Source organism: Sulfurisphaera ohwakuensis, assembly GCF_009729055.1.
In the GTDB taxonomy this organism is placed as follows: Archaea; Thermoproteota; Thermoprotei_A; order Sulfolobales; family Sulfolobaceae; genus Sulfurisphaera; species Sulfurisphaera ohwakuensis.
In genome coordinates, this window is sequence record NZ_CP045484.1 from 1641186 (window position 1) to 1666583 (window position 25398).

Sequence of the window (25398 nt, forward strand, 5' to 3'; positions counted from 1 at the left end):
ATATTTTCGAATTTGATGATTGTTTGAGAACAGTCGAAAAAAAACTTAATCTTCTTAAAACTGAATTTTACACTAACTTTTTAGCCTTCTCATATATTGCATTCACACTGGGTATTACTGCTTCTTCTAACGGTTTTGAAAACGGAATGGGAACATCTGGAACAGCTAACCTCTCAATTGGTACCTTTAAATCCTTTAGTGCTTTAGATTGTATTCTAAACGTAATTTCACCCGTCATTCCATAACTCATATAATCCTCATCAACAATTAATACTCTGCCAGTCTTTTTTGCGGATTTAATAATTGTATCTTCATCCAATGGTACTAAAGTTCTCAAATCAATAACCTCAGCAGAAATACCATCTTTCTGAAGCATTTCAGCTGCTTTTAAACTTCTATGTACCATTAACCCAACACCTATTATAGTTATGTCACTTCCTTCTCTCCTTATAGCTGCCTTACCAAACTCGACTTCATAGGGCTCATCTGGAATTTCCTCTTCGGTTCCTTCAAAGGGCAGGAACGGTAATCCAGTAAGGAGCTTATGACCGAATATTACAACGGGATTAGGATCTCTCAATGCTTTTACGGTTAAACCTTTTGCATCATAAGGCGTTGAAGGTATTACTACCTTAAATCCTGGTAAATGAGCAAAAAGACTATATAGTACTTGAGAATGTTGTGCAGAATCTCCATACCCGCCACCAATAGCAGTTATTACTGTTACCGGCATTGGGAATTGCCCACCACTCATATAATAATTCTTTGCCATATGATTAAACATTTGATCAAACCCCGCTCCAAGGAAATCCACAAACATTAAGGAAACTACTGGATGTAAACCAACTGCTGCAGCACCAACACTTATTCCCATAAAAGTTTGTTCAGTTATTGGAGTATCAATTACTCTCCTTCTACCAAACTTCTCAAAAAGACCTTGTGTAAAGCCGAAAACTGCACCCCAATACGTTACATCCTCTCCTAAGACTACTATTCTGTCATTTCTTTCCATTTCTTGAGCTATTGCATTAGCTATTGCTTGGGCTATGCCCTTAATTTTCATGCAAACACCCCAACAAAAGCCTCATTAGGATCGGGTAAAGGAGATTCAATTGCAAACTTAATTGCTTCACTTACTTCTTTCTTAGCTTCTTCTTTAATTTTATTTAACTTATCTTCATCAGCATAACCTAACTTCAATAATCTATTCTCATGCCTCCTTATGGGATCTACAGTGTACCAGAACTCAACTTCTTCTTTACTCCTATATTCTTCAGTATCTCCTTCAAAATGACCTACATATCTATAAGTTAATGCCTCTATTAGAGTTGGACCAAAACCTCTTCTAGCCTTTTCAACAGCTTTTTTAGCTGTAATATAAACATCGACAACATCCATTCCATCAACTAAATAAGATAGAACATTATTTGCTAATCCTTGTTGATAATGAAAAGTTGTAGCCATGGTTAACGATTTTGGAGTAGAGTCAGCATATTTATTGTCTTCAATAACAATTACTAATGGAAGCTCCCATGAACTGGCAAGATTTAACGTTTCAAAAAACGTTCCATGATTTGAAGCACCCTCTCCAGCAAATGCAAATGCTACATTATCCTTACCAAGATATTTAAATGCAAATGCTGCTCCCGCAGCTTGTGGAAACGATGCACCAACAATACCACTACAAGCAAAATTCTTAGTTTTATCAAACAAATGCATATGTCCACCTTTACCCCTACATAAACCTGTTACTTTTCCAAATATTTCCGCGGCCAGTTTCTTTAAATCAACACCTTTAGCTATAGCATGATGATGAGGTCTATGAGTACTTATCACAACATCCTCATCACGAGCATTGTATAAAGTCCCTACAGCTATAGCCTCTTGACCTATAGATAGATGCATTTCACCTCTTATTAAACCTACAGCCATGTTGAATGGATTTTTATCTTGATTATATATTCGCTTAATTTCTTCCTCAAAATACCTAGATAAAACCATTCTCCTATACATTTCTAGTAAATCACTAGCTTTTATTCTATTCTCTTCTAAAATAAATTGTAAATCTTTTAGTGTGGGCTCAGGTTTTATAATCATACTAAAAAATATGGTAATACTCTTTATAAACTTTTATATGAATAGAAAGACAAGTATGTAATTTATGTTTATTTTATGTTAAATTAAAGATAATGATAAGTATAGGTGATAGTGTCGTCATTGTGCTATTTATATTTCTATAAATTTTAATCACATAGCAATATGTTAATTCAATATTTATACCCTTTATAAAGAAAGGCCATTTAATAAATTTATATATACAAATGATTACACTATCTCCAACTCACGATTTACCTAATAAACACAAAAATATATTTGTTAGTGCAAAAAGAGCTATGTGTTTAAGTTACAATATCCTAAAACTCAAGTTATTTACGGTAATGATGCTCTTGAGTGGTTAAGCGGTATAAAAAGTAGTAAAGTGGCTATAGTTACAACTAGAAGTTTACTGAATAGTAAACTATTATTAAATATATTGAGCTTAATTAAGGGTGATGTTATTGAAGGACCCAGACAACATACCCCAGAGGAGGATGTAGATAAATTAGCCAGAGCTCTCTCAAATTACGATACTGTTATAGGTTTGGGTGGGGGGAGTATAATTGATGGTATAAAAATAACCTTTCGGGGATATTATATAGCAGTACCTACAACATTTGCTGGAGCAGAGCATACGCAATCTGGAGGTTTTACATCGGAAGGGTTAAAGAAAAGTAAAATTGGAAAGGATATTGATGTGGTAATTTTAGACCCAAGGGCTACATTAGAGACTCCTAAATGGTTACTTTTGGCGTCTGGAGTTAGGGCTATAGATCACGCAATAGAAGCCTTATATTCTAAAGATTCAAATCCATTTACAGATTCATTAGCAATTGAGGGATTTAAGAAATTAATAAGATGTTTAAAAGATGTGGATTCGCTAGAGAATAGAGGATTATGTCAAATTGGAGCTTGGTTATCTTCACTAACAATGAGATATGTAAGGATGGGGATAAGTCATGTTTTTGGATATGTATATGGTCCAAGATATAACATTCCGCATGGTATCACGTCTTGTATTTCTCTTCCTCATGCAATAAAGCTAAACTATGAAATTGCTAAAAATAAATTACGAGAAATCGAAATTAATGAAGCTCCTTTATATGAATTTATGGAAAGATTTTTGACTAGTCTAGGTATAAGGAAAAAACTCAGTGAGTATGCTAAGCTAGAAGATGCCTTAAAGTACGTCGATGTTTTTGTGAATTTAGTTAATAATAGTGGCAATCCAATAAAAATTGATATTGGAACTGCTAAGAAATTCATTAAGGAGGTTTACTAATTTTAAGAAGGAAAAAGTTAAACTATCTATTGTTGTTTATAATCCTTTATGTGAACTACGAAAGGTAATTCTTTGACTTTTCTAATTAGTTTTTCATCAGCAGTATAAACTTTATCATTCAGAATTTTACCTAATGCTATATACGAGGCATCATATATTGTTATACCGTATCTAAGTAATAAGGAAACTATTTCGTCTAACATATCCTCGAAGCCATAAAGTGTTATCTGAAAATCGGATAAAATTTTACCTACTTCTTCTAATTCCTTTTCTCCCAGACCACAAGTATATTTTAACCCGTTTAATACTTCAAAGGGGAGAATGCAAGGTGCTGATAAATCCTCTAAACCTTTTACATATGACTCCTTAAGAATTAATGCTTCTTTACTATAATTTTCATTAGCAAACCATTTTATTACAATTGAAGCATCTACGACTGCCAATTTCTATCTCTCCATTCTCTAATAACTTCTTCTGAGCTCTTACCGCCATAATTTAAGAAGAATTCATAAGATTTGATTGAGGCTTCTGCAATTCTCTTATAATCCTTTCTCCCTCTCTTCTTTTTCTTTTCTTCCTCCTCAATTACCTCTTCTATCTTCCTCCTTATTATTTCACTCCAATTTATATAACTCAATTCGTCCATCTTTTTCTTTAACTTCTCATGATTCTTATGCTAATTACTGGCATATGTAAAGAATCGAATTCGTATATTATAAGATTTACATCTATGTAATAAATGTATTACAGATATTTTACCACGTCACTAGCTTTTAATGATTACCGTATAGAGAGACGCTATCTAGTGTAGCTCTTTGTGGATAGCAAATTTATTTTGTATATTTTTTATTAGAAATAGTCGAATATCATTTACAAAATTTTAGTGTCGTCCATAGTTCATTAAATTTTTATCAAAGCAGATTTTTTGGAACATTCTTTTAAATTTGAGAAAAAATGATGAGTTTAACTTCTGATGAAAAAATACACTATGCAAAATAGTATACAAAGTAAACTTTATATACATAAGTTCTGATTTCTTTTACGTGACTGAAGTTATAAGAGTTAGTAAGGATGTGAAAGATAAATTAGTTAAAATTGCAGCTGAGTTGCAATTAAGTAAAGGTAAAAAGGTTAGTTTAAATGAGGCGATAGGATATTTAATAACTTTTTATGAAGAGAATAAAAGAAGTAAAAAAGATTCGCAGTTATTAATATCTCTTTTAGGTTCTGCTAAAGGGATTAGGGAAGAATTTGAGAGGTCTAGGATAGAAGATGAGAGTAGTAGTTGATACTGGAGTATTGGTTGAGGTTTTAGAAGGCTCTGAACTCGGAGAGAAATTTATCCAGTTAGTCAGTAAAGGGAAATTAGAACCTATAATCACTAATCTAACTCTAGTCGAGTTAACTTATATTATATGTAGAAGATATGGAATAGATAAAGCCAGAGAACTAATCATGAAACTTTTAGATTCAGGTTATTTCGAGCTAGTTAATGCATTAGATTTTGCTGACGAGATTGTTAAAGTAAAGTGTAATAATTCTCTTTCTATAATTGATGCGTCAGTTATCGCTACGGCTAAGGGGCTCGGGATTACTGCATTGTTTAAAATGGAAAAGGAGTTAAAAGATAAGAAAATAGATAATTTAATATTTATTGAAAATCTTACTAATATTTAATTTAGAAATAGTATATGTATTCAATAATAGCATAGAAGATACTTAACCTTCATCGTGTGATCTCATCATTCCAGAACATCTTAAAGAAGAGTATTGATGACAAAACTACTGGAATTACTAGTAAAGTAATTGCTAAGGTTAAGCCTATGAAGATTGCTATAAAACCAACAATAGCTGGAACTAAAAGGAATAATATATTGTTATACGCTAAGAAGTAGGAATTTACAGCGTTTCTTTCTTCTATCCTTGTAGCCCTACTTATCATTATTGTAGACATCGGGAATATTGAGCCATGAGGAATTCCTAATAGTGCTATTACGACTAGAAACAGAGAGTACGAAGGTGCATATAGTATTCCTATTAGACCAGCTATGGTAATAAGTATTGAAACTAATAACGGCATTCTTAAATCCCTAAATGGTCTTATAGTCATTGACAACCTAGTTAAAAATGATATAATATAGAAAGGTAAAAAGACAGAGTAAGCCTCAAAGTTAGATAAGTCAAACCTTTCTTTTGCTAAAATTGCTAAGAATGTTGTAAATGCTGCAAACGGTACATTATAGGTAGTTATTGATAAAATAGATGCAATTAATCCCTTATTTTTAAGCACAGAAATTCCAGATTCTTCTCTTTTTACATCAGGGAATTTTATGTTAAAGGAAATTATTGTTCCTAGGATAGCTAATGGTAAGAACCAAAGGAAAATTTGTCTGTAGTTAAACATTGTTAATAAATAAGACTCCAGAGCTGGGCCTATTATTAGACTTAGGCTTAAACTTGTAGAATAAAGTGATAATAATCTCTCTGCCGATCTCCTATCCTTTGTTAAACTAGCTGCTGTGACGAGGTTTGGCATTATAAAGCCAAAAACTAAACCGGCTAATGCTGAAATAATCCAAATAGTTATAACGTTTGAATAACTAAATAAGATTAATGAGAGTGCTATTATTACATTAGAAGCTATAAACACTTTTCTTCTAAGTTGTGCGTTTAATCTAGGATTAAGATAAGATGTTGAAAGAAAAGTAAAGGCAAACATGACTGTGGATAAAAGTCCAACTATAGAGTCTGGTAAAGAGAGAACATATTTTCCCAGAAGTGGTACTGTTGTGGTTACCATATTGTTTACTGATCTTGCTGATACTGTCATAAGGACTAAAATAATCGAAGCTAAGATCAGGCTATTTCTATTCTCAGTCATTGCAAAACTTAATTGTTGGGTGTCAAATTTAAGCTTTAATTATTACTTTTTAAAATTTTTTAAAACATAATGAAGTTTTATCATTAATAATAGTATGAGTGGAACTCACTAGGATTCTCACTCATGTTTTTTATTTCCCGTTATAATGAGTAATCGTGCCACTGATAGTATTTGTAGTTATCTTAGCATTGGCAATATCCCACGCATTTGAACCAGATCATATAGTAACATTAAGATTGATGAAAACTAGGAGGGACTATGCAGTATTTGGTCTCTCCCACGGAATCGGTTTTGCATTGATAGCATTACCCCTCGTAATTATACTTTCAATAATTCCAGAATTGGAACTAATTGGTGATCTTATAGGATTAGGGTTTTCTGTAGTTTTACTTTACGGAGAGATAGTAGGAAAAGAATTCGAATTTAATGTGTCAAAGTCTTTAGGATCTGGCATACTTCAAGGGGCTTTTGCTATAACTCCTTCAAAGCTTGTTGTTGCAGTACTAGCTTCAGAAGTAGGTCTTCTCCTAGGGTTAACCTATATAGTTTTATTCGTGATAGTATCATCTTTGACAATCTTTTTAGTGGGCTTTCTTTTATCCTATATAAATGTTAAAAAGGATTTGAGTAGAATAATTAATATCTGTATAGCTCTCGTTACAATTATTTATATCCTGCTGAGTATACTAAAAATATGAGCTCAATTCAAATTGTATACGAGCCCTACAAAAAGATTATAGTTCATGAGATAATTGAATTTTCTTTTGAAGATTTAATTTCTGAAGTTTTAATGCAAGCTAGAGCTTTAGGAGGGACGTCAATACCAACAATAAATTGGTGTAATGGTATAGCATTTATAGTAACTCCATTTCCACCTACAGAAGATATTGTTAAGGAAATGTTAGCTGGAAACATACATTATGCTGGAGTATTATTCGCAAAAAAAGATAATTTTGAACCAGAAATTAGAGGTAATTTTGGGGTAGTCAGATTAGTAAATAGGTGTAATAACCCGAATTATAAGAAGTTAGCAGAATATTTAAAGTCATTCTCTAGATGAATACCGCCAGCAATACACTTCATTCCTATTAATTATAACTTTAGGTGGGAATAAGGTAACGCATGTTCTAAATAATTTTCTATCCTTTTTTGCAAAAGTGCAATAATCATGAAAAGGACAACCTCTAAAAGCCGGCTCACCTATGTAATTAACTTCTATCTTTTCTCCCTTTTTACCGATATTCAGAGTAGAGTTCTTTAACGCAAGTGTATAAGGATGGTAAAACTCAGTACTATTCGTAGAATATTCTAATAGTCTTCCGCCATAAATTACATATATTCTATCGCATATATTTATATAATCAAGATCACTAAAGAAAAATAAGATTTTGAAATCTAATAGATTTGATATTTTAATTATCTCCTTTATAGCTAAGTTTTTCAATTGTTCCTCAAAAGTCTCCATGAAGTTTTCTACTATTAGAAGCTCTGTTTCACCAAATGCAACCTGAGCTAATTCTACTTTAAACTTTTCGAACTCAGATAATTCTTCTAATTTAGCATTTTCATCTAGGTCTAAAAGGGAAAGAATAAATTGAGATCTTTTACCAAATCTTTTCTCATAAAGGTTGTATACCTCAGAGACTTTTAAGGGAACGTTAATTCTGTCTCTAGGAATTATCCTAACCTTCCTTGTATCTATCTTTTTTACCAATATTTCTTCTATTTCTTCTTTATCCTTTCCAGAATTCCCAATTATGCAACTTATTTTATGTATTTCTAAATCGATGTTTGAAATGAACTTCCCAGATATATTTTGTATTACCATGGGAATCCCAAACATTTTAACCTTCTACCTCCTAGATCAACTAGCTTTGGAGTAATGTTTTTACAATTGAGAGTTGAAAACCTACAATTTTCACTATATATACATCCTTTCCCAATTAGGTTTTTTCCTTTCAATTCACCTCTAATTAAATCTATTGTATACGGATGATAAGGATATTCAATCACATTGTATCCTTCTTCTACTATTTCACCCCTATAAAGAACTACAACATAGTCAGTTAATCTAGATATAACTGCTGGATCATTATCAAAAACAATAAGTTTCATATTGAATGTCTCTTTTAAATCCAAAATAGAGTTAATTAGAAGTTCTATTTCTAAAGTACTTAAATTATATTCAATGTCATCTATGAAGATATATTCTGGTTCAAGAAATGAAGCTAATGCTAATGCTGTCTTCTTTAATTCTAATGGTTTTAACTGATTCGGATAAGAGAAAAGTACCTCTTTCTTCATACCCAATATTTTTAAAATCTCTTCAGCAGTCTCTAAAATAGCCTCTTCATTTTCAATTCCATGGCTTATCCCAATTTCAATAAAGTGTGATGCTATATCGTAGATCGGATTAAATAATTTCATTGGATCATAAAATATAACAGAAATTTTAGTCCAATATATCTCTTCATTATATCTTGTAATATCTATGTCATCTAAGAGAATTCGTCCACTAAAATCTTTTGTCAACTTAAAAGTAGCATTTATTATTTCTTCCTTACCACTATCTCTTTGTCCTAATATTCCAGAATCTTCTTTAATCTCAAGTGAGAAACAGTTTAACTTTCCTTTTACGCTTAAACATTCGTACTTTAACATTTTTAAATCCTCCTTATTTCATCGGCTAATAATTGAAGTAGGATAAGTATAATACCCCTAAATATTGCTGGTATAAGAAACAGCCACCAGTCTGGAATTAAGTGTGATGCCGTATTAAGTAATGTAGTCAGAGTCGGATATCTCGGATCACCAACACCTCCAATAACACCCATAGCTGTGTAAGTAGATATTCCGTCTATAGCTGAAGGAATAATTAATTGAATAGTCTGCTTTACTCCCAAAACGTGAAAACCTATTCTTATTGGAATCCTTTTAATTATTATCCTTAACGATTTCCCAATGGACTGAGTATAAATTACTTCAGCAATTTGTCTAGCAAAAAGGGGCCAACCAGTTAGGGCGACTATTATAGCAGTTACGAAAAAATTCGCTTTTAGTGATGTTCCAGTAGGTATGCCGTAAAACAATGCTATTGAAAGTAAGAAAGGTAATCTGGGTATAGAATTTATAGAGTCAGCAACTCTAACCATAGTAGTTCTTACTTTCCCTCCTATAATCCCTGCAATAACACCATAAGTTACTGATAGTAACGTCTCAAGTATGCCGACTATACTACCGAACACTAATGTGTTAACTATTGCAACGGCATTTACATTTATCATATTTTCTCCATTGATATAAGTACCTAAAGGGTATGAGGGATTAGGTGGTGTTAATGGTTTCCCTTTAGGTAATTGATAAAAGTCAAGGAATATACTTGAAGTTACAATAGAAATAAATAGTCCTAACAATACGTAAAGTCTAATCATTACCTAGTCACCCTTGGATCCATAACACCATAAATAATATCAGTTATCAGATTAGATAACAGAGCAATAGTAGAATATAGTACCATTACTCCTTCTACTATTTTATAATCTCCATGAAATATGGCTATTTTTAATAACTCACCTAAACCTGGCCATAAGAATATTCCTTCAACTAGCATTTCAGCAAGTAACATTTCAATAAATGCTGAGGATATTGATGATAACATTACTACCGTCACATTACCCAGTAAATGTCTATAAATTAGAATGGTTTCTTTTAATCCCTTGTAATTAGCTGGAATACTTTTTACATTAGATAGAAGTCTATTACTAAATATTCCTACATAGGGGAAAAATAAGGATATGAGTGGCATGAATAAGTAGGGGACTATATTCTCTTTTGGAGTACCATAAGGGAAGATATTAAGGAAGAAATGTAAAAAGTAAATTACTATTATTGATAATACCCATGATGCTAATGCGGTACCAATGTATTTCCATTTATCAATAATATTTCTTAGCCTCCTATTGGTCAAACTATAAATTGAAAGAAATGCACTTAAATATACAGTTAGTGCAAAGGAGATTCCTAGAAGTAAAGAAGTATAAGCTAAGGCTGTTAAAACTAGGCTAGTAACTGAAATTCCAAAATATGAACTGTTACCTAAATTAAATAAACTCATGTCATAAATAGTTTTTATTATATTTCTTCCATGAAGCGATTCGAGTATAATAACTACAGTTATTACTAGAATCATAGAGATTAAGAAGCTGGAAAATCTTTTGAGCACGTATCTATATAAGGAACCTCCTACAGCGTAACCTTTTGTTAGCTCTTCCCCTAGTATTCTTGATTGAAAGAATAAAGTTGTTCCTTTAAATCCAATAAATGAGGCTGTTAATACTAAAAAAAGGGAAAATGGAGAAAGATATGCGTATGGTTGTATATAACCATGTATAATATACACGTATCTTGTCGTTGTATTAAAATGATATATGTTAACATTCTTTAGAAATATAGTCTCATTGAAGGTAATTATTGTAGCATTCGGATTTCCATATACTAACACACTCCAATAATAGTCTTGCCATCCTGGTTGTGGATAAGCGATATTACTCTCATTATAATAAAAGAGCATAATTTGTTTAGATTCTATCGAAATAAATGAAATAATTAAACCTAGTATTAAGAGAATTATAGAAATATAAAGTAAATATGAGCTTTTCACAAAAAAGGGTTCAACAGTATGCTTAAATATTTATCTAAGATCAAATACTTAGATACTTCTCTCTTAAATACTTAAGCAAATCATTAGGATCGTAAGTTTTTCCAAAAGCTCTCATTAGTAACTCTTTAGGAGAATAAGTAGCACCATACTTACATATTTTTTCACGTAACCATGATTTAACATTATCAAAATTTCCTTGGGATATATCATATTTCAAGTTCTTATAAGAAGAATATATCATTCCAGCTACTACATTGCCTAAAGTATATGTAGGGAAGTAACCTATTGACCCCTGAGACCAATGAATATCTTGTAAAACACCTTCACCATCATTTTTTGGTCTAATTCCTAAGTATTTTTCCATGAAATCATTCCATATTTCTGGTAATTCCTCAACTTTAATATCTTCGTTCAGTAGCTTCTTCTCAATCTCATATCTTAACGCTATATGAAAATTATAAGTTACTTCATCAGCATCTACTCTAATCAAACTTGGCCTAACAGTATTTACATACTTGTGTAGCTCTTCTTCATCATACTCCTTCAAAAATGAAAGATTATTTTTCAAAATCGGAAAGACAAGATGAATAAACTCCTTACTTCTTCCTATTATGTTCTCCCAAAATCTAGATTGAGATTCATGAATTCCAGTAGATGCACCTTGGGCTAATGGAGTCATTTCTAGGCTTTTATCAATAAGTAACTCATAAATAGCATGTCCACTTTCATGAACAACTGAGTAAATTGTCTCCTTGAAATCCTTCCCCTCATATCTAGTAGTTATTCTCACATCACTCCCAGAAATTCTAATCGTAAAAGGATGAGCTGAAACATCCATTCTAAATGAGTCTTCCGGCATTTTTAGTAATTTCAGAATTTCTCTATTTACTTTTTCCATATCTTTAATCTCATATTCAACACTTTCTAATGGATGGGAAGCCGGATAATAGCCTTTTTCTCTTACTTTATCTAGTATGTCCTTTAGATTAGGGAGTAGTATATTGAATATTCTATCACCATCATCAACCGTAAATCCCTCTTCATATAGGTCTAAAAGTGCGTTATAGGGATGTTTTTCATATCCTAAATACTCAGCAATCTTCCTCTCCAAATCCACAATTTTCTCTAAATAGGGTTTAAACTTACCGAAATTTCCTTCATTCTTTGCATTTCTCCAAACTATTAACGCCTCAGATATTATCTTGTCTAGCTCCTTAATTATCTCTATAGGAACTTTAACATAATACTTAATTTCTCTATTTAGTACCCTAATGAAACCTTTCTCTTCATCAGATAAATTCTCTTTTCCTTCATATTTCTGAACCAAATTGTTAAGTTTTAGATATTCCTCCTTAATTAACTCACTAAATATTCCAGTAACTTCTCCTCTTATGGAAGCGTCAGCTGGGGGCATGTAAGTTTCTCTATCCCAACTCATTAAACTTAAAGCATAATTTAAACTCCAGATCTTTTTATATTCTTCAACGAGCTCTTTTATGTTCTCAAAAGGCATAATAAACTTATGATTTAGAGGTTTAAATTGATTAGTCTTATAAACTATAGATATATCTTTTTAATTATGTTTGATGGACTAGCTAAATTTATCGTAAAAAGATGGTATATAGTAATAATTATTTGGATTGTGTTAATTATATTGGCAACACCCCTTTCTTCTCTTTTCTTAAAATCTGTAAGCTATCAAGTTGCGATTTCAGTACCGGGCAGTACATCAGCTAAAGCCGAGAATATTGTTTCAAACTACTTTAAGCTTCTAGGAGCTTCAGGCTCTAATGGAGTTTTAATAATAGAGGGTAATGTTAGTCAATATTCCTCATTTTTAGCTAATCTGACATCTTACGGCAATATCTCTATTTATGATTTCTATACAATAGAAAAAGGTATACTTAACACTACCCTTAACAAATTATACCCAGAGGTAGATAATTTATCTAATATATTTCTGAACATAAGTAAAGGTGAAAGTAACACTTCAGCAAAACTCTCCAATGAGTATTCTAATCTAACTTCTGAAATAAATAAGCTAGAAGAATTACATAATGGGACACTAGAAGTTGAGAACGAGTTTTTAAACGTCAGTGAGACAATAAATTCAACCGCGCTAAAGATTGAACAGCTTCATAACGCATTACAAGAAAACTATACTGCGTTTACTAAGATTCATAACGGAGAAATTGAAACAAATCAAACTATCTACAATCTGTCAAAGTTTCTGTTCGTTCCAGTATCATATTTCCTAGAAGTTTGGGAGGAAGTCTATAATCAAACGCATAACGTCACTTTCGCTAATCAAATTGCTTATGAAAAAGTATATCCGCAATTACCACAAGAAGAAAAACCATACTTCTCTTTATTTTACACCTATTGGAGCAATAATGAAATAACACCGTTTAACATATATTTAGTTGCAGATGAGGCAGTATATGAAGCTTCAGAACATTTCTTTAACACAACACAGTTTGAGTTTGTTTCGTTTGTATTACACTACATTAACATAACAAACTTCAATAATATTTCAGTAATAGAAGAGGCAACAATAAGCTATTTCAATTATACTTATCATATACCCATTGAACTTGCAAAATTACTTCTTACACAATCTCCATTTCAAGTCCTTATCTCGGTTTATGAGGAAGAGACGGGACTTCCAGCAACTTTTCTTGAAGAAGTGTTTAACTCTACTAACTTTAATGAGATAGCTTTACAACAAATAATTAGTAAAGTTAATTCAACTACAGAAAGACAATTTATACAGTGCGTTTATGAGAATATTTCTAAAACCCCAGTACAATTTGCAGTAAGTTATATTTCATTACATTATAATGTGAGCAAAGAACTCGTGTATACTATTTTATCTTTTAACACTACTGAAGATTACATAAATTATGTATCTGGTATAGCCTCAAATAAGACAAATATACCTCAATGGTTCTTCATACAATTAATTAAATATGACAATGTAAGTAATCTTACAGCCTATCTATTCTCTTCACATTTAACTAAACTTTCCGCTCTTTTACAAAAGAGTAACCTTACTACTTTAGAACTTGCATATATGTTACAAACTAATGTGAGCGTAAGAGATTTAGCAGTAAAATTGATAGTCAATTATGCTAATTTCACACCGATTCTAACTGTTAACAAAAGTGAGCTAATTAATGTGGTATTAAGTAACGAGAGTGTTGAACAACTCATAGCCTCTAACACTTTCCCTATAGAGCCAATAAGTAACATAACCGACAATTTATATTCCTCAAACCTCTTCTTAGTCTTTATGAAGGGAAACTTTACTTATCAAGAAGCAATTAATTTCCAAAAATATATTCAAACAAAAATGGGATTGAAAACTTATCTGACTGGAGGGGAACCAATTAGTCATCAGTTAAAGAATGTCGCTTCAAACGCTTATTCCATAGCAATTCCTGTGGGTATTATTCTAGCAATTATTCTTGCTGGGATTTACTTTAGGTCTTTTGTTGCTGCAATAATGCCCTTAACTATTTACATTTCAGCATATTTAGTTGCTTCAGTCTTTCTATGGTTAGTTGTAATAAAAATTCTCAATATTACAGTGAACTTCCTAACACCTAGCGAAGTACTATTATTAGCTCTAGGTTTAGGCACAGATTATGTGGTATTTATAGCAGCAAGATATATTGAAGAGAGAAGAAAGAAAAAGAGTAAGGAGGAAGCTGTTTACGAGGCTGTTAAATGGGGCGGAAGGGCAGTAACGATAACTGCACTAATAGTTATGCTGTCCTTTTTATTTATTTATATATACAAAATACCATTTTTCTCGGATACAGCAATTTCCGATATGTTAGCTGTTGTAATTGTGTGGTTATCAGCAATAACCTTATTCCCGGCTATATTAAGGGGTGCTGGAGATAAGCTTTTCTTCCCTAGGAAATTCACAGAAAGTGAGAGTAAAAGAGTAACAATAAAAAGACCATCACTTTATGCTGGAATAATTTCAGCTATAGTCATTATTTCAGTAGTTATAGCTTTGTTCACTCCTCTAACACTAAATGTTTTAGCTTTACTACCGCCTTCTCAAGCAACACAAGGGGTTACGATATTAAGCAATAGGTTTACTTCAGCTAATATATTTCCAATTTATGTGGTTATTCCATACAATGGTACTTTTAATCAAACAGCATATAATTACGCAGTAAGTATATATAAAGAGTTGTCTAGTATACCCGGAGTAACGGCGGTACAATCCCCTGTTTCGCCATATGGAGGAATAGTTAATTATAGTGAACTTGGAGAGTATAATTATACTCAGTATTTCTCCCACGGTTATATGCTGTTTGTAGTAAATCAAAAATATCAACCATTCTCTAATCAAGCATTTCAAATTGTTCAGCAAATAGAAAAGATTATAAAGAACGGTTATGTTGGTGGAGGACCCGTAGACGCTTTTAACATTTATAATTTCGTTAAAACTAACTTCTTTATCATAGTAGGAGAAATAGCTGTCACAATGTTTATCCTATTGCTTATTATGACAAGGTCTTTAGCTGTTTCTGGAGTAATAATTTACACAATACTATCAGCTGTAGCAATAACTTTAGCTCTAGAAAGGTTAATATTTACTAATGTTCTTGGTTACTCGGTATTTGCTGTAGTGCCGATTTTCTTAGTTTCAATTATCATAGGTATAGGAATGGACTATAATATTTTCTTAATAGCTAGGGTTCATGAAGAATTAGAAAAAGGAAATAACATGGAGACTGCAGTTGAAATTTCTGTTAGTAATTTAAGGTTAACAATAGCTTTTCTAGGCTTAATTTTTGCTGGTACATTAGGTTCATTAATGTTAGTAAAAGCTTCAATTTTGCAAGAATTAGGATTCGCATTTGCTGTAGCAGCTATACTGGAAACTACTGTACTCTGGAGCTATTTAAGTCCCTCGTTATTGCTTATCCTTTACAGAAGATTTAAGATAAGGCCTAAGCTAATAGTATAAAAGCTATATTTTTTATTTCTATATATGATTAGAGAGCTTCAAGTAATAATTAAATTAGCACCTAGAGTTCTGAGGCTTAGAGAATTTAGGCAGAGGGAATTTAAGGGAGAAAAAGTTGATGAAGACGAAATGAGAAAAGAAGGAAGAAAATTACTTGAAGCGTTTATTTCTTTAGGACCAGCATTTATTAAATTAGGCCAAGTTCTTTCTGTTCATTCTGATGTTCTACCGGAACCTTATCTAAAGGAATTATCTAAATTACAAGATGAAGTTCCTCCAGCACCATGGGAGGAAGTTGAACCTATACTTAGAGAAGATTTAGGGGAGAAATTTAATGAATATGAAATAGAGAAGAAACCAATATCTTCAGCAAGTATAGGTCAAGTTTATTTAGCAAAAGAAAAAAAGTCCGGAAAAATAGTAGTGATTAAGGTAAATAGGCCTAGAATTAAGGAAATCGCAGAGAGAGACGTAAAAGTTATCCAGAATTTATTACCTTTAACAAAGTATCTATTTGATGAGTCCTTTTATGAAAGTTTAAGGGCAATAGTGAATGATTTTAGTAAGAGAATATTTGAAGAAATGGATTTTACTAAAGAAGCATTCTATATGAAAAAAATTAAAGAGGAGCTTGAAGAATTTCCCGATGTTATTGTGCCAGAATCATATTATGCGACTAAACGAGTACTTATCATGGAATATTTAAAAGGGTATAAAGTCACTTCTCCAGAGGCTAAAAAGATTGTAAAGCCCGATTATTTAGCATATAGGGTATTTAGAACTTTTATGTTACTATTATTAACGAAAGAGTATTTTCATGCTGATCCTCATCCTGGAAATTTAGCTGTTGATGAAAAAGGGAATTTAATACTTTACGATTTCGGAATGGTTGGAAGAATGGATAAAGAGACAAGAAATAGACTTTTAAGAGCTTACGCCGCCTTAATAAGGCTAGACGCAATAGGTTTAGTAAAAGTCCTTGAAGAATTAGGGGCTATTCAGCCTGAAGCAGATAGGGAAATACTAGCAAAAGGTATAGAGCTATTCTTAAAAACATTTGAGGGAATTACGGCAGAAACCCTAGAAGTAGAAACTTTCCTTAACGCGGCAAATGAAGTATTTTATCGTTTTCCACTAAAAATACCAGAAAAGTTAGCAATATATATAAGAATGACATCAGTACTTGGGGGTACTTGCACACAAATAGATCCAGATTTTAATTTCTTTGTAAATTTACAGAAGTTAATTGAAGAAGAAGGACTTCAATGGAGTGCCATGTTCGATGACATCAGAAATACGATGGAAGCAGCGATAAAAAAATTTAGACTATCTTTACTAGAAAAACCTATAGTGCCCGCTAAGAAGAGTAATAGGGGTAGTATTATAGCCCCTATATTGGTTATTATAGCAATAATCTATTACTTAATGTCTCACGATGCTATTGTTTCAATATTAATAGGTATATTTGCATTAACCATAAATAGGGTTTGAAAAAGAAAGAAAATTAAGTTATTCTATCTTTATAACAGATGTACCAGCTATTGGTATCCTAATTGTTAGTACACCATTTTCATATTTCCCAGATATTTCAGCATCTTTGGCAACATTATAGGGCAATCTTATTACTTTTCTAATATATTTTGGCCTTTGAGTAAGGTACTTAACGCCAGGTTCGGTAATCTCCCTTTCTGCTTCTATTATCAATTCGTTTTGCCCACTAATTCTTGCTTTAATTTTCTCCTTGTTAAAACCAGCTAAATCAGCTACTACTACTAGGTATCCTCCTTCCTCATACATATCAACTGGTGGATAAACTAGCTCATAGAAACCTCTACTTAGTTCTTCACTTCTCTTCTGTAATTCTCTTCCTAAATAATACATGAATGAAATCCTTCCTCACCTCCTTCTCCTCTTAAGGAAAAACAATATTAATCTATATATTGCGTACCATTTGAGTAGTCTTTTCATAAATATTACTATCTCAGACAACATAAAATATTTTATTCCTAATTAATTTCTCATTGTTTAAGAGTCCTAATTTAAATTTAAGTACATATATAGGGAAATTTTAAAATACTGGCAAAAATCATGCTTTGGAATGTTAATAAAATTTATGATTTAATTTAATTTGTAATTTCTCAAGATTTATTTAATTTAATAATTCAAAAAATTATAAATCTCTGCTAATTAAAAATTATGTAATGATTAAGTTTGAAATCGCATATTTTATAGGTGAATTATAGAATTGTAAGGAATATGGAATTATCAGAGCTAATAAAGAGATAATAAATAAACGTAACGTGAAAAATTAATAAGCAAATATTTTTATTTCGTCCCAAAAACTACAATATGTGCTGGGAAAATTAATTTATGATTATTTACAAAAATATTCTTTTCCCTATCCTATTGATAAAAAGATATGCTCTGGCTGGGCGAAAGATTTACCTAGTAAAGGGGAAACAATACTTTATACTTCTTGCATGTACCAAACAGCATCTTTAAGTGAGGTCTATTCGAAGTTCATACCATATGCTGAAAAACTATCGCCCTTATCCTTTTTAGGTAGATTTATTAAGCCTAGCAAAGATGAGATAGAAAGAGCTTACAGAATTTTGAACAAAATAGCTCAACTTCTTAAAAGAAATGGGATAAATTTCGCATATCTCTATGAGGAGGAGCCATATAGTGGAGCCATACTTCTTGAACTAGGTTATTTAGACGAATTCGGTCAATACGCGAAAAGTGTATATAACTTTTTCAAGAACAAGGGAATAAAAAGAATAATAACAGTCGATCCTCATACTCATAATGCGCTTTCAAGGTATAATGAATTCGTAGAGCATTTTGATTTAGAGATAGTCAGTTACCTAGAACTTGTAAAAGATGTGAAAGGAGTAAATAGAGAAGAAACTTTCGTAATTCACGATTCTTGTCTTTACTCTCGTTTCCTTAATTTAAGAGATGTATACAGAGATTTAATTAATAAGTCTGGTATAAAGATTGTGGAGGACGAATTAATTACTGGCGTAGACACTTCATTCTGTTGCGGTTCGCCAATAAAGCCAATTAATCCAGATTTAAGTGATAAAATTGCTAAAGCTAGGGTAGAACAATTATCTAAGCTTAGTAAGAATATTATTGTAGTTTGCCCAATGTGTTATGCTAACCTTTCAAAGTACGGTAATGTAAAAGATTGGATTGAGGTGGTTGAATGAGTCAGGATTGGGAAATCGCAATACAAAGGACAATAAATAATAATGTACCGAGAGTTCACAAGATACTTGAAAATCATAAATATATTCTAGATCTTGCTAAGAAACTTAGGGAAGCTAAAATGAGAGTTTTGTCTGATTTAGAAACGTATGTAGAACAAACGTTAGAGGCTGTGAAAAGAACTGGTGGTAATGCTTATTTTGTTAATAATGCTGAAGAGGCTAAGGAGATTGTAGGAAAGATTGTTGGAAAAGGAAAGATAGTTGTGTTTGGAAAATCAATGGTTGCGTATGAATTGGGAATTAGAAAATATTTGCAACAACTGGGAAATGAGGTTTGGGAAACAGATTTAGGAGAGTTTCTAATTCAGTTAGCTGATGAACCACCTTCACATATTATTGCTCCAGCCGTTCATATGACAAAAGAGAGGGTTGCAAAACTGCTTAAAGAGAAGTTGGGTTTTGATGTTTCAGAGAGTTCTTCTCATGAAGAGCTTGTGCAAAAGGTTAGGGAATTTTTAAGAAATAAGTTTTTGTCAGCTAATGTTGGAATAACTGGTGCAAATGCAGTTGCAGCAGATGTAGGTTCCATAGTTCTTGTTGAAAATGAGGGAAACATTAGAATGAGTACCGTAGTACCACCGGTTCATATAGCAATTGTTGGTGTTGAAAAAATAGTTCCCACTCTTGAAGATGCTTTAATTGAGGCTTTAGTCCAAGCCGCTTATGCTGGTTTATATCCTCCAACATATATTAACGTTACTTCTGGTCCCAGCTCTACTGGAGATATTGAGATGAAAAGAGTTAGCCCTGCACATGGCCCTAAGGAATTTCACCTAATTTTAGTAGATAACGGTAGGTTAAAGGCGAGTAAGGATCCCATACTTAGGGAAGCCCTACTCTGTATTAGATGCGGGAGATGTCATCTTCACTGTCCAATCTATAGAGTTTTAGACGGGAGCTGGGGAGATGCTCCTTATAGTGGACCTATGGGTGCGATGTGGTCTTATATTATTTACAACGATTACAAACCAGCTCTATATTGTACTCACTCAGGTAATTGTAAGGAAGTATGTCCAATGAAAATAAATATTCCTAGAGTTCTAGAGTATATAAAATACATGGGCAATAAACAAAGAAGTGATAAGTAAGTTTTTAATCTCTCTAAGTAAAGTATGAATAATGTCCGTAAATCTCGATGTAAATGCGTTAAATAAGCTAAAAGATGCCTCGCTGTGGTTTATAATAGCAACTCTTATTGGGTTTATTGGGGTAGTAACGGTTTTTTCGGAGATCATTTCCATTGTAGCTTTCATACTATTACTGTTTGTAGCGATTCCTAAGCTAAAAGATGCCTTTAACCTATTTTTACAAACTGGTAAAGATGTTAGGAATGGTATAACCGGAGCTAATATACTACCGTGGGGATATATTATAATCTTTTTAGGTGGAATTATAGGTATCATAGGGTTATTCGCTATAAGTGCTGTTCTAGCTATATTTGGAACTCTACTAGTAGTTTTAGGTGTTCTACTAGAATTTATTGGTGGTTTATTAATTGGACTTTCTATATACAATTTAGGTAGATTTTATCAATCCGATTTAATGTGGATTGGTGGAATTCTAATAATTATCCCAGGGATTAACTTTGTTGGATGGATATTGACGTATATTAGTATAGACGATGTTTTGAAAAGACTGTCACCATCTCCAATAATACCTACTCCAGCAGCATCTATGCCTAGTGTTTCAGTTTATCAAGTAGGTACTGGAAGTTTATCTGCTGACGGTAAGGCTTCTCTTGTCTTATATTCCTCTACGCAATTACAGATCCAATCGGCTTCTATAGATAACACATTAATTTCTGTAAGTTGGGATAAGATAACTCCTTATATTCTAAATCCTGGTAATAATACCGTTACAATACAATTTCCACCATTAACAGGTTTTATTAGGGGAAGTGTTTACTCGGTTACGTTAGTATTAAGTAATGGTCAAACTGTAAAAGTATTCTTGACTTTTACATAAGTTAAAATTTTTTATTAACATAGTCCACGATTATCATATGAGCTCTTCTGCAATTAAATATCTCAGTTTAGGTATGCTAATTATTATCTTATCTTTACCTCTTGCAGTTATTATCTGGTATATTTCCTTACTTTTTGGAATCACACCGCCCATGAACGTGACAATTAATGGATTTCTCCTATCAATATTTTCTCCAATGATTTTAAGCGGAGCTTTTGTAGGTATTATTAATATGGCGTCTTTTTATAGAATTAGAATAGGTTTAAGAATATTAAATTTAGATCATAACACTACATTAGGTGCTTTACTAAATGTTGTTGCTTCAATCTTTTTATTTACTGGCAATTTATTAGTCTTATTATCTGCATTGGTTTCAGTTATTAATGTAATTACTATATTGGCTTGGATTTCAGCTGAAATATTAACTCTAGTATTCTATATTAGTGGCAATATATTTTTAGGAATAGGGTTAATGAGATTAGGAGAGCTAATGAAGAATTCTACGTTAAAAAACGGAGGAATGCTAATAACTTCTGTAGTTTTATCATATTTTGGATATATAATAGCCTATTTAGGTTTAAGGAAGATAAGTTCACAACAAATTGCTCATTATTTTCCGCTCATGTCAAATATAAAGGCCCCTTCAACTAAAAATGTTCTCTCAAGTAAAATAAAAACTCAAGGAAATGAAGAACTCACTATAACCCATCCCATCTACTATAAGGAAACTGTTAAGGTACGTAGGTTACAATCACAAGAGACTAGAAGTGTACAGCAACAGTCATATCAAACGCAAAAGATTCCATCCCCGCAACCGACAAAACAAGTATTACCCTCTACATTATCCCAATCATACACGCCAACATCGATGCCCCAATCACAGACTACTTTTGTAATTAACGGAAACGGAATATTGAAGTCTGATGGCACAGTATATCTTAATATTTATGTCTCTCAGCCTTGTATAATTTCTTCAGTAAAAATAGAAAATTTACCGTATTCTCCATTGTCTATACAGCCTCAAAGCTTACAGATAGGAAACAACCAAGTTTTGATAAAATTCGATAAAGTAGCTTTATTAGGGTTATTAAAAGGAAAAGAGTATAAACTTTACCTTACTTTAAGAACCTATAATATATATTACCCAGATCAAGTAGTAAAAATAAAATACGAAACTACTTAACGTTTTCTCATTATAAATACCGAAAGGATAACCCCGATTATAATGATTAATAAGACTCCAATATACACTTTAACATTAGTAGAGTTATTTGAATGAATAAAGGTAAAAGAGGATGAAGTAGTTACTACTGTTGTTTTTGTAGTTGTTGCTTTAGTAATTGTACTAGTTGAAGTTTTTATAACAATTTTTTGAAATGATATAGTAATTGTTAAGTTATTACTTAGAGTAAATTCTCCTTTAACAATTGAGGAATTATATCCTTTAGGGGCTACAACAGTATATGAATATATTCCATGTGGTAGTTTAATAATTAGTGTGGAGGAATTCGTCGAATAAGTAGATCCGTTTATTATTACCTCCCATTCCATGCCATTACGTAATCCAGTCCCGTTAAATATCACGTTGAAAAGAATTGGTGAAAATAGTAGTTTAAAGGTTTGATTACCCGATATATTAATAATCATAACGCTCTGATTAGTTTTATAGAAAACTGGACTAATAATACTCACGTTATAAATACCTTCTGGTAAAGTTAAGACTATTGAAATATTGGATGATAATATTTTAGTTCCGTTTATTATTACTCCCCATTCACTTCCATTAGGTAGACCTTTTTCTTCAAATAAGACTTTGAATAATATTGCTGAAAAGTGAACAGAAATTGTAAGATTTGATGTTAAGTTTACAATTTCGTATGTAATATTAGAATAGTAATACTTCGGTATTAGAATTGTTAAATTGTAAACTCCTTCAGTTAGGTTTAATATTAATGTCGAGTTAATGGTTTTAATCACGCTTCCATTTATCTCGATCCCCCATTCAGTCCCTTTAGGTAAGCCTTCCTCATGAATTACTAGTGAATATACTGGAGGTTTTTGTAATATAACTACTTCTGATTCTGGTGAAAATACATAGATATTTCCATTAAGCGTTGTTATGCTCATAATCGTGGTATTAAAGTGATAAGAGGATATCTCGTTCACTCCTTTAAATATTCCTAAATTATTTCCATAAGCTATAACAACTGAGTTGTTATAGACTAATGCTTCTTCAAATGGTAGAATCGGAATAGGTAAGTTAACGGGTGTAAAATAAATAACGTTCAACAGCGTGAAGTTATTATTATATATAGCTATTCTATCGTTCCCTATTACGTAAATGTAATCGTCATAACCTGTAACACTCAGAGGGGGAAAACTCAAGTTTATATTTTTTGTTACGCCATTTTGGTAAATTGTAAGCTGGTTAGATAATTGATCAGTAACTATTATTTCTCCATTATAGACGGTTATATAATTTGGCCCCTTACCAGTACTAATAGTAATATTCCCCCCGTAAGGGGGTATGACATATAGAAGGTTCTTATTGTAACTTGTGACATATAAATATCCATTATAGTAAATTATCCACGTAGGATCGTCGATTTTTATGTAGCCTAGTATTTTTAATGTTGGCGATAGCTCGATTACTCTATTCGAATTAGGGCAAGTAACATAAATGATCCCATTACCTTCAGTTATACTATAAGGATTTGAATCTAGATTTATCTCAAATTCTCCAGAAGAATTTATTTGAACTATTCTATTGTTATAATATTCTGTAACGTAAACTGATGAGTCATAAGCAATCGCATCAGTATAAGTAGTTGTTAAAGTCATGGAATAGACTACACTCATATTATTAGGATTTAGTGCTACTATCTCGTTATTTCCATATAGAACCACGTATAAAAGACCATTGAAGTATATAATATCGGCTGGTTGAGAACCTATAGAGTAATTTCCTATAACTTTGGTATCGTGGATAACAGCAATTTTCCCTGCACCAAATTCAGTTAAATACACATTTCCATTATCTGGATCATAAGCAAAGAAATAGGGATTGTTACCAGTAGGGATAAGAGTTTGTTTACCACTTGTTAAGTTTAATACTATAACGTAACTATAATCAAAGGATGATATATACATTAGATTGTTTATTATAATTCCCATCGAGGGGGGTAAAGCTACATTTATAGTCTCTATCTCTTTAGTTCCATCTAGGACTACAATATGATCACTATAATAACATAATACATAAGTTAGCCCGTTGTAATAAATGACATCTGTTGGCTCTTCTAAACCGTAAATGAAAGTCTTATTACCACTAGTAATATTAATGGCAACTACGTAATTTAAGTTACTATCTGCAACGTAAAGTAGATTGTTTTGAGGATCGAAAGCCATACCATATCCATAAAACATTCTTGGTAATGAAGGAGCTTTACCTATGAGTTCAAAGTTTCCTCCTAAAGAAATATTTCCAACAATTTTATTATCTTTAATTATACTTAATATATTATTAAAATAGTTAGTCGCATACAAAGTGTTATTTACTATTAAAGATATTGTAGAACCATAAAGCGGTATAAAATCCTCTACTGATAAATTAGAAGTTAAGGTAACGATACCATTAAGCGTAGTAACATATAAGTAATTACCATCTGTAGTTATACCTAATGGTTGTACTGCAGTAACACTTGATTCTTGTGAGACTGTATGAATAATAAACATAGATGAAGGGATGATTGAGAGAAGGACTACGAAAAGAGGAATAAGTAAATAGGATTTCATCGTATAAGAATAAAAAACAAGATTTAAAAAGCTATAATACGAGAACAATATTTTCACTTAATATGCAAAGTAAAAACTTCTTTCCTCTTCCATTCTCGAGAAATTTATAATATTTTGAAATAATGATAATTAAGAAAACAACTCAATGGGTGAGAAATGATTTTCGCGTAGTTATCCTTTTTCTAGTAAGTTTGATAAGACGTTAAGTTAGACATAAGTATTTCCATTCCAGTTATCTGGATGAGCTATACTTATTTCTGTGAAGTTTGTTGCTAAAGATTAATATCACGAGGTTAGGCAAAGTGTGAAGACTCTTAGATAAATTACTCGCTACTGATAAAATATATTGTATATCGTGGCATATTGCTAGAACCTTGTTAAAAATACAAATAGATTGCTTATATAGTTAGTACTAAAGGTAAGAGCTGTATTATTTGCTCAAATTATTCTATA

At 31.8% G+C, this 25398-nt stretch carries 22 protein-coding genes and 1 pseudogene; 11 read left to right on the forward strand and 12 right to left on the reverse strand.

The genetic code is table 11. The features are described 5' to 3' along the window. Positions 1–67 precede the first annotated feature (67 nt). Positions 68–1063 carry an alpha-ketoacid dehydrogenase subunit beta gene (locus D1869_RS09190; RefSeq protein WP_184650995.1) on the reverse strand — a complete coding sequence of 332 codons (996 nt, stop codon included), beginning with the start codon at positions 1061–1063 and terminating at the stop codon, positions 68–70. Continuing rightward, the gene (locus D1869_RS09195) at positions 1060–2097 is read right to left on the reverse strand and encodes a thiamine pyrophosphate-dependent dehydrogenase E1 component subunit alpha (protein ID WP_156014840.1); all 1038 of its coding nucleotides are present in this window, start codon (positions 2095–2097) and stop codon (positions 1060–1062) included. Before D1869_RS09195 ends, D1869_RS09190 begins: the two co-directional genes overlap by 4 nt. 298 nt (positions 2098–2395) lie before the next feature. Here D1869_RS09195 and D1869_RS09200 point away from each other — a divergent pair, with 298 nt between their 5' ends. Beyond that, positions 2396–3379 (forward strand): iron-containing alcohol dehydrogenase, encoded by a 984-nt coding sequence (locus tag D1869_RS09200; RefSeq protein WP_156014841.1) that lies wholly within the window; start codon positions 2396–2398, stop codon positions 3377–3379. Positions 3380–3405: 26 nt separating this feature from the next. Here D1869_RS09200 and D1869_RS09205 read toward each other — a convergent pair whose 3' ends face one another. After that, positions 3406–3822, reverse strand: coding sequence for a type II toxin-antitoxin system VapC family toxin (locus D1869_RS09205; RefSeq protein ID WP_156014842.1), 417 nt, complete (start codon positions 3820–3822; stop codon positions 3406–3408). Then, positions 3810–4069, reverse strand: a pseudogene (locus D1869_RS09210) (VapB-type antitoxin). Before D1869_RS09210 ends, D1869_RS09205 begins: the two are co-directional and overlap by 13 nt. A 353-nt stretch (positions 4070–4422) precedes the next feature. Here D1869_RS09210 and D1869_RS09215 point away from each other — a divergent pair. Both D1869_RS09215 and D1869_RS09220 read left to right on the forward strand, forming a co-directional pair. Further along, entirely contained in the window at positions 4423–4668 is a 246-nt protein-coding gene (locus D1869_RS09215; RefSeq protein WP_052846983.1) for a hypothetical protein, read from the forward strand. Further along, positions 4652–5056, forward strand: coding sequence for a PIN domain-containing protein (locus D1869_RS09220; protein WP_156014844.1), 405 nt, complete (start codon positions 4652–4654; stop codon positions 5054–5056). The genes D1869_RS09215 and D1869_RS09220 overlap by 17 nt, the downstream gene beginning before the upstream one ends. A 49-nt stretch (positions 5057–5105) precedes the next feature. Here the strand turns inward: D1869_RS09220 and D1869_RS09225 are convergent, their stop codons facing one another. Next, positions 5106–6260 carry an MFS transporter gene (locus tag D1869_RS09225; protein WP_156014845.1) on the reverse strand — a complete coding sequence of 385 codons (1155 nt, stop codon included), beginning with the start codon at positions 6258–6260 and terminating at the stop codon, positions 5106–5108. A gap of 155 nt (positions 6261–6415) precedes the next feature. Here D1869_RS09225 and D1869_RS09230 point away from each other — a divergent pair, with 155 nt between their 5' ends. Together D1869_RS09230 and D1869_RS09235 are read left to right on the forward strand one after the other, a co-directional pair. Continuing rightward, complete coding sequence (locus D1869_RS09230; protein ID WP_156014846.1) at positions 6416–6958, forward strand: hypothetical protein; 543 nt, start codon at positions 6416–6418, stop codon at positions 6956–6958. Beyond that, positions 6955–7320, forward strand: coding sequence for a hypothetical protein (locus tag D1869_RS09235; RefSeq protein WP_010979704.1), 366 nt, complete (start codon positions 6955–6957; stop codon positions 7318–7320). The genes D1869_RS09230 and D1869_RS09235 overlap by 4 nt, the downstream gene beginning before the upstream one ends. Here D1869_RS09235 and D1869_RS09240 read toward each other — a convergent pair. From D1869_RS09240 to D1869_RS09260, 5 genes are read right to left on the reverse strand one after another with little or no spacing between them, the layout of a single operon-like run. Further along, complete coding sequence (locus D1869_RS09240) at positions 7306–8088, reverse strand: ABC transporter ATP-binding protein (protein ID WP_156014847.1); 783 nt, start codon at positions 8086–8088, stop codon at positions 7306–7308. The two genes, D1869_RS09235 and D1869_RS09240, sit on opposite strands and share 15 nt — an antisense overlap. Then, positions 8082–8921 carry an ATP-binding cassette domain-containing protein gene (locus D1869_RS09245; RefSeq protein WP_010979706.1) on the reverse strand — a complete coding sequence of 280 codons (840 nt, stop codon included), beginning with the start codon at positions 8919–8921 and terminating at the stop codon, positions 8082–8084. The genes D1869_RS09240 and D1869_RS09245 overlap by 7 nt, the downstream gene beginning before the upstream one ends. Before the next feature lie 2 nt (positions 8922–8923). Then, positions 8924–9691, reverse strand: coding sequence for a peptide ABC transporter permease (locus tag D1869_RS09250; protein WP_231113585.1), 768 nt, complete (start codon positions 9689–9691; stop codon positions 8924–8926). Continuing rightward, entirely contained in the window at positions 9691–10920 is a 1230-nt protein-coding gene (locus D1869_RS09255) for an ABC transporter permease subunit (RefSeq protein ID WP_156014848.1), read from the reverse strand. The genes D1869_RS09250 and D1869_RS09255 overlap by 1 nt, the downstream gene beginning before the upstream one ends. A 40-nt stretch (positions 10921–10960) precedes the next feature. Further along, positions 10961–12433, reverse strand: coding sequence for a carboxypeptidase M32 (locus D1869_RS09260; protein WP_184650994.1), 1473 nt, complete (start codon positions 12431–12433; stop codon positions 10961–10963). Between the two features lie 66 nt (positions 12434–12499). Here D1869_RS09260 and D1869_RS09265 point away from each other — a divergent pair, with 66 nt between their 5' ends. Both D1869_RS09265 and D1869_RS09270 read left to right on the forward strand, forming a co-directional pair. Next, positions 12500–15910, forward strand: a complete 3411-nt coding sequence (locus tag D1869_RS09265) for an MMPL family transporter (protein WP_156014850.1) — start codon at positions 12500–12502, stop codon at positions 15908–15910. Between the two features lie 24 nt (positions 15911–15934). After that, positions 15935–17401: an ABC1 kinase family protein gene (locus D1869_RS09270; RefSeq protein ID WP_156014851.1), complete on the forward strand. Its 1467-nt coding sequence runs from the start codon at positions 15935–15937 to the stop codon at positions 17399–17401. A gap of 18 nt (positions 17402–17419) precedes the next feature. On the opposite strand, the gene hsp14 is transcribed toward D1869_RS09270, so the two are convergent. Next, positions 17420–17791 carry an archaeal heat shock protein Hsp14 gene (hsp14, locus tag D1869_RS09275; RefSeq protein ID WP_184650993.1) on the reverse strand — a complete coding sequence of 124 codons (372 nt, stop codon included), beginning with the start codon at positions 17789–17791 and terminating at the stop codon, positions 17420–17422. 470 nt (positions 17792–18261) lie between these two features. Here hsp14 and D1869_RS09280 point away from each other — a divergent pair, with 470 nt between their 5' ends. Genes D1869_RS09280 through D1869_RS09295 form a run of 4 tightly spaced genes read left to right on the forward strand, consistent with a single transcriptional unit; the run spans position 18262 to position 22333 of the window. Beyond that, positions 18262–19125: a heterodisulfide reductase-related iron-sulfur binding cluster gene (locus D1869_RS09280; RefSeq protein ID WP_156014853.1), complete on the forward strand. Its 864-nt coding sequence runs from the start codon at positions 18262–18264 to the stop codon at positions 19123–19125. Beyond that, positions 19122–20273 carry an LUD domain-containing protein gene (locus D1869_RS09285; protein WP_156014854.1) on the forward strand — a complete coding sequence of 384 codons (1152 nt, stop codon included), beginning with the start codon at positions 19122–19124 and terminating at the stop codon, positions 20271–20273. Before D1869_RS09280 ends, D1869_RS09285 begins: the two co-directional genes overlap by 4 nt. Before the next feature lie 31 nt (positions 20274–20304). Next, positions 20305–21150 carry a DUF973 family protein gene (locus D1869_RS09290; protein WP_156014855.1) on the forward strand — a complete coding sequence of 282 codons (846 nt, stop codon included), beginning with the start codon at positions 20305–20307 and terminating at the stop codon, positions 21148–21150. A 37-nt stretch (positions 21151–21187) separates the two neighbouring features. Continuing rightward, positions 21188–22333 carry a DUF973 family protein gene (locus D1869_RS09295; protein WP_156014856.1) on the forward strand — a complete coding sequence of 382 codons (1146 nt, stop codon included), beginning with the start codon at positions 21188–21190 and terminating at the stop codon, positions 22331–22333. Here D1869_RS09295 and D1869_RS09300 read toward each other — a convergent pair. Next, positions 22330–24945 (reverse strand): NHL repeat-containing protein, encoded by a 2616-nt coding sequence (locus tag D1869_RS09300; protein ID WP_156014857.1) that lies wholly within the window; start codon positions 24943–24945, stop codon positions 22330–22332. The genes D1869_RS09295 and D1869_RS09300 overlap by 4 nt on opposite strands. Positions 24946–25398 lie beyond the last annotated feature (453 nt).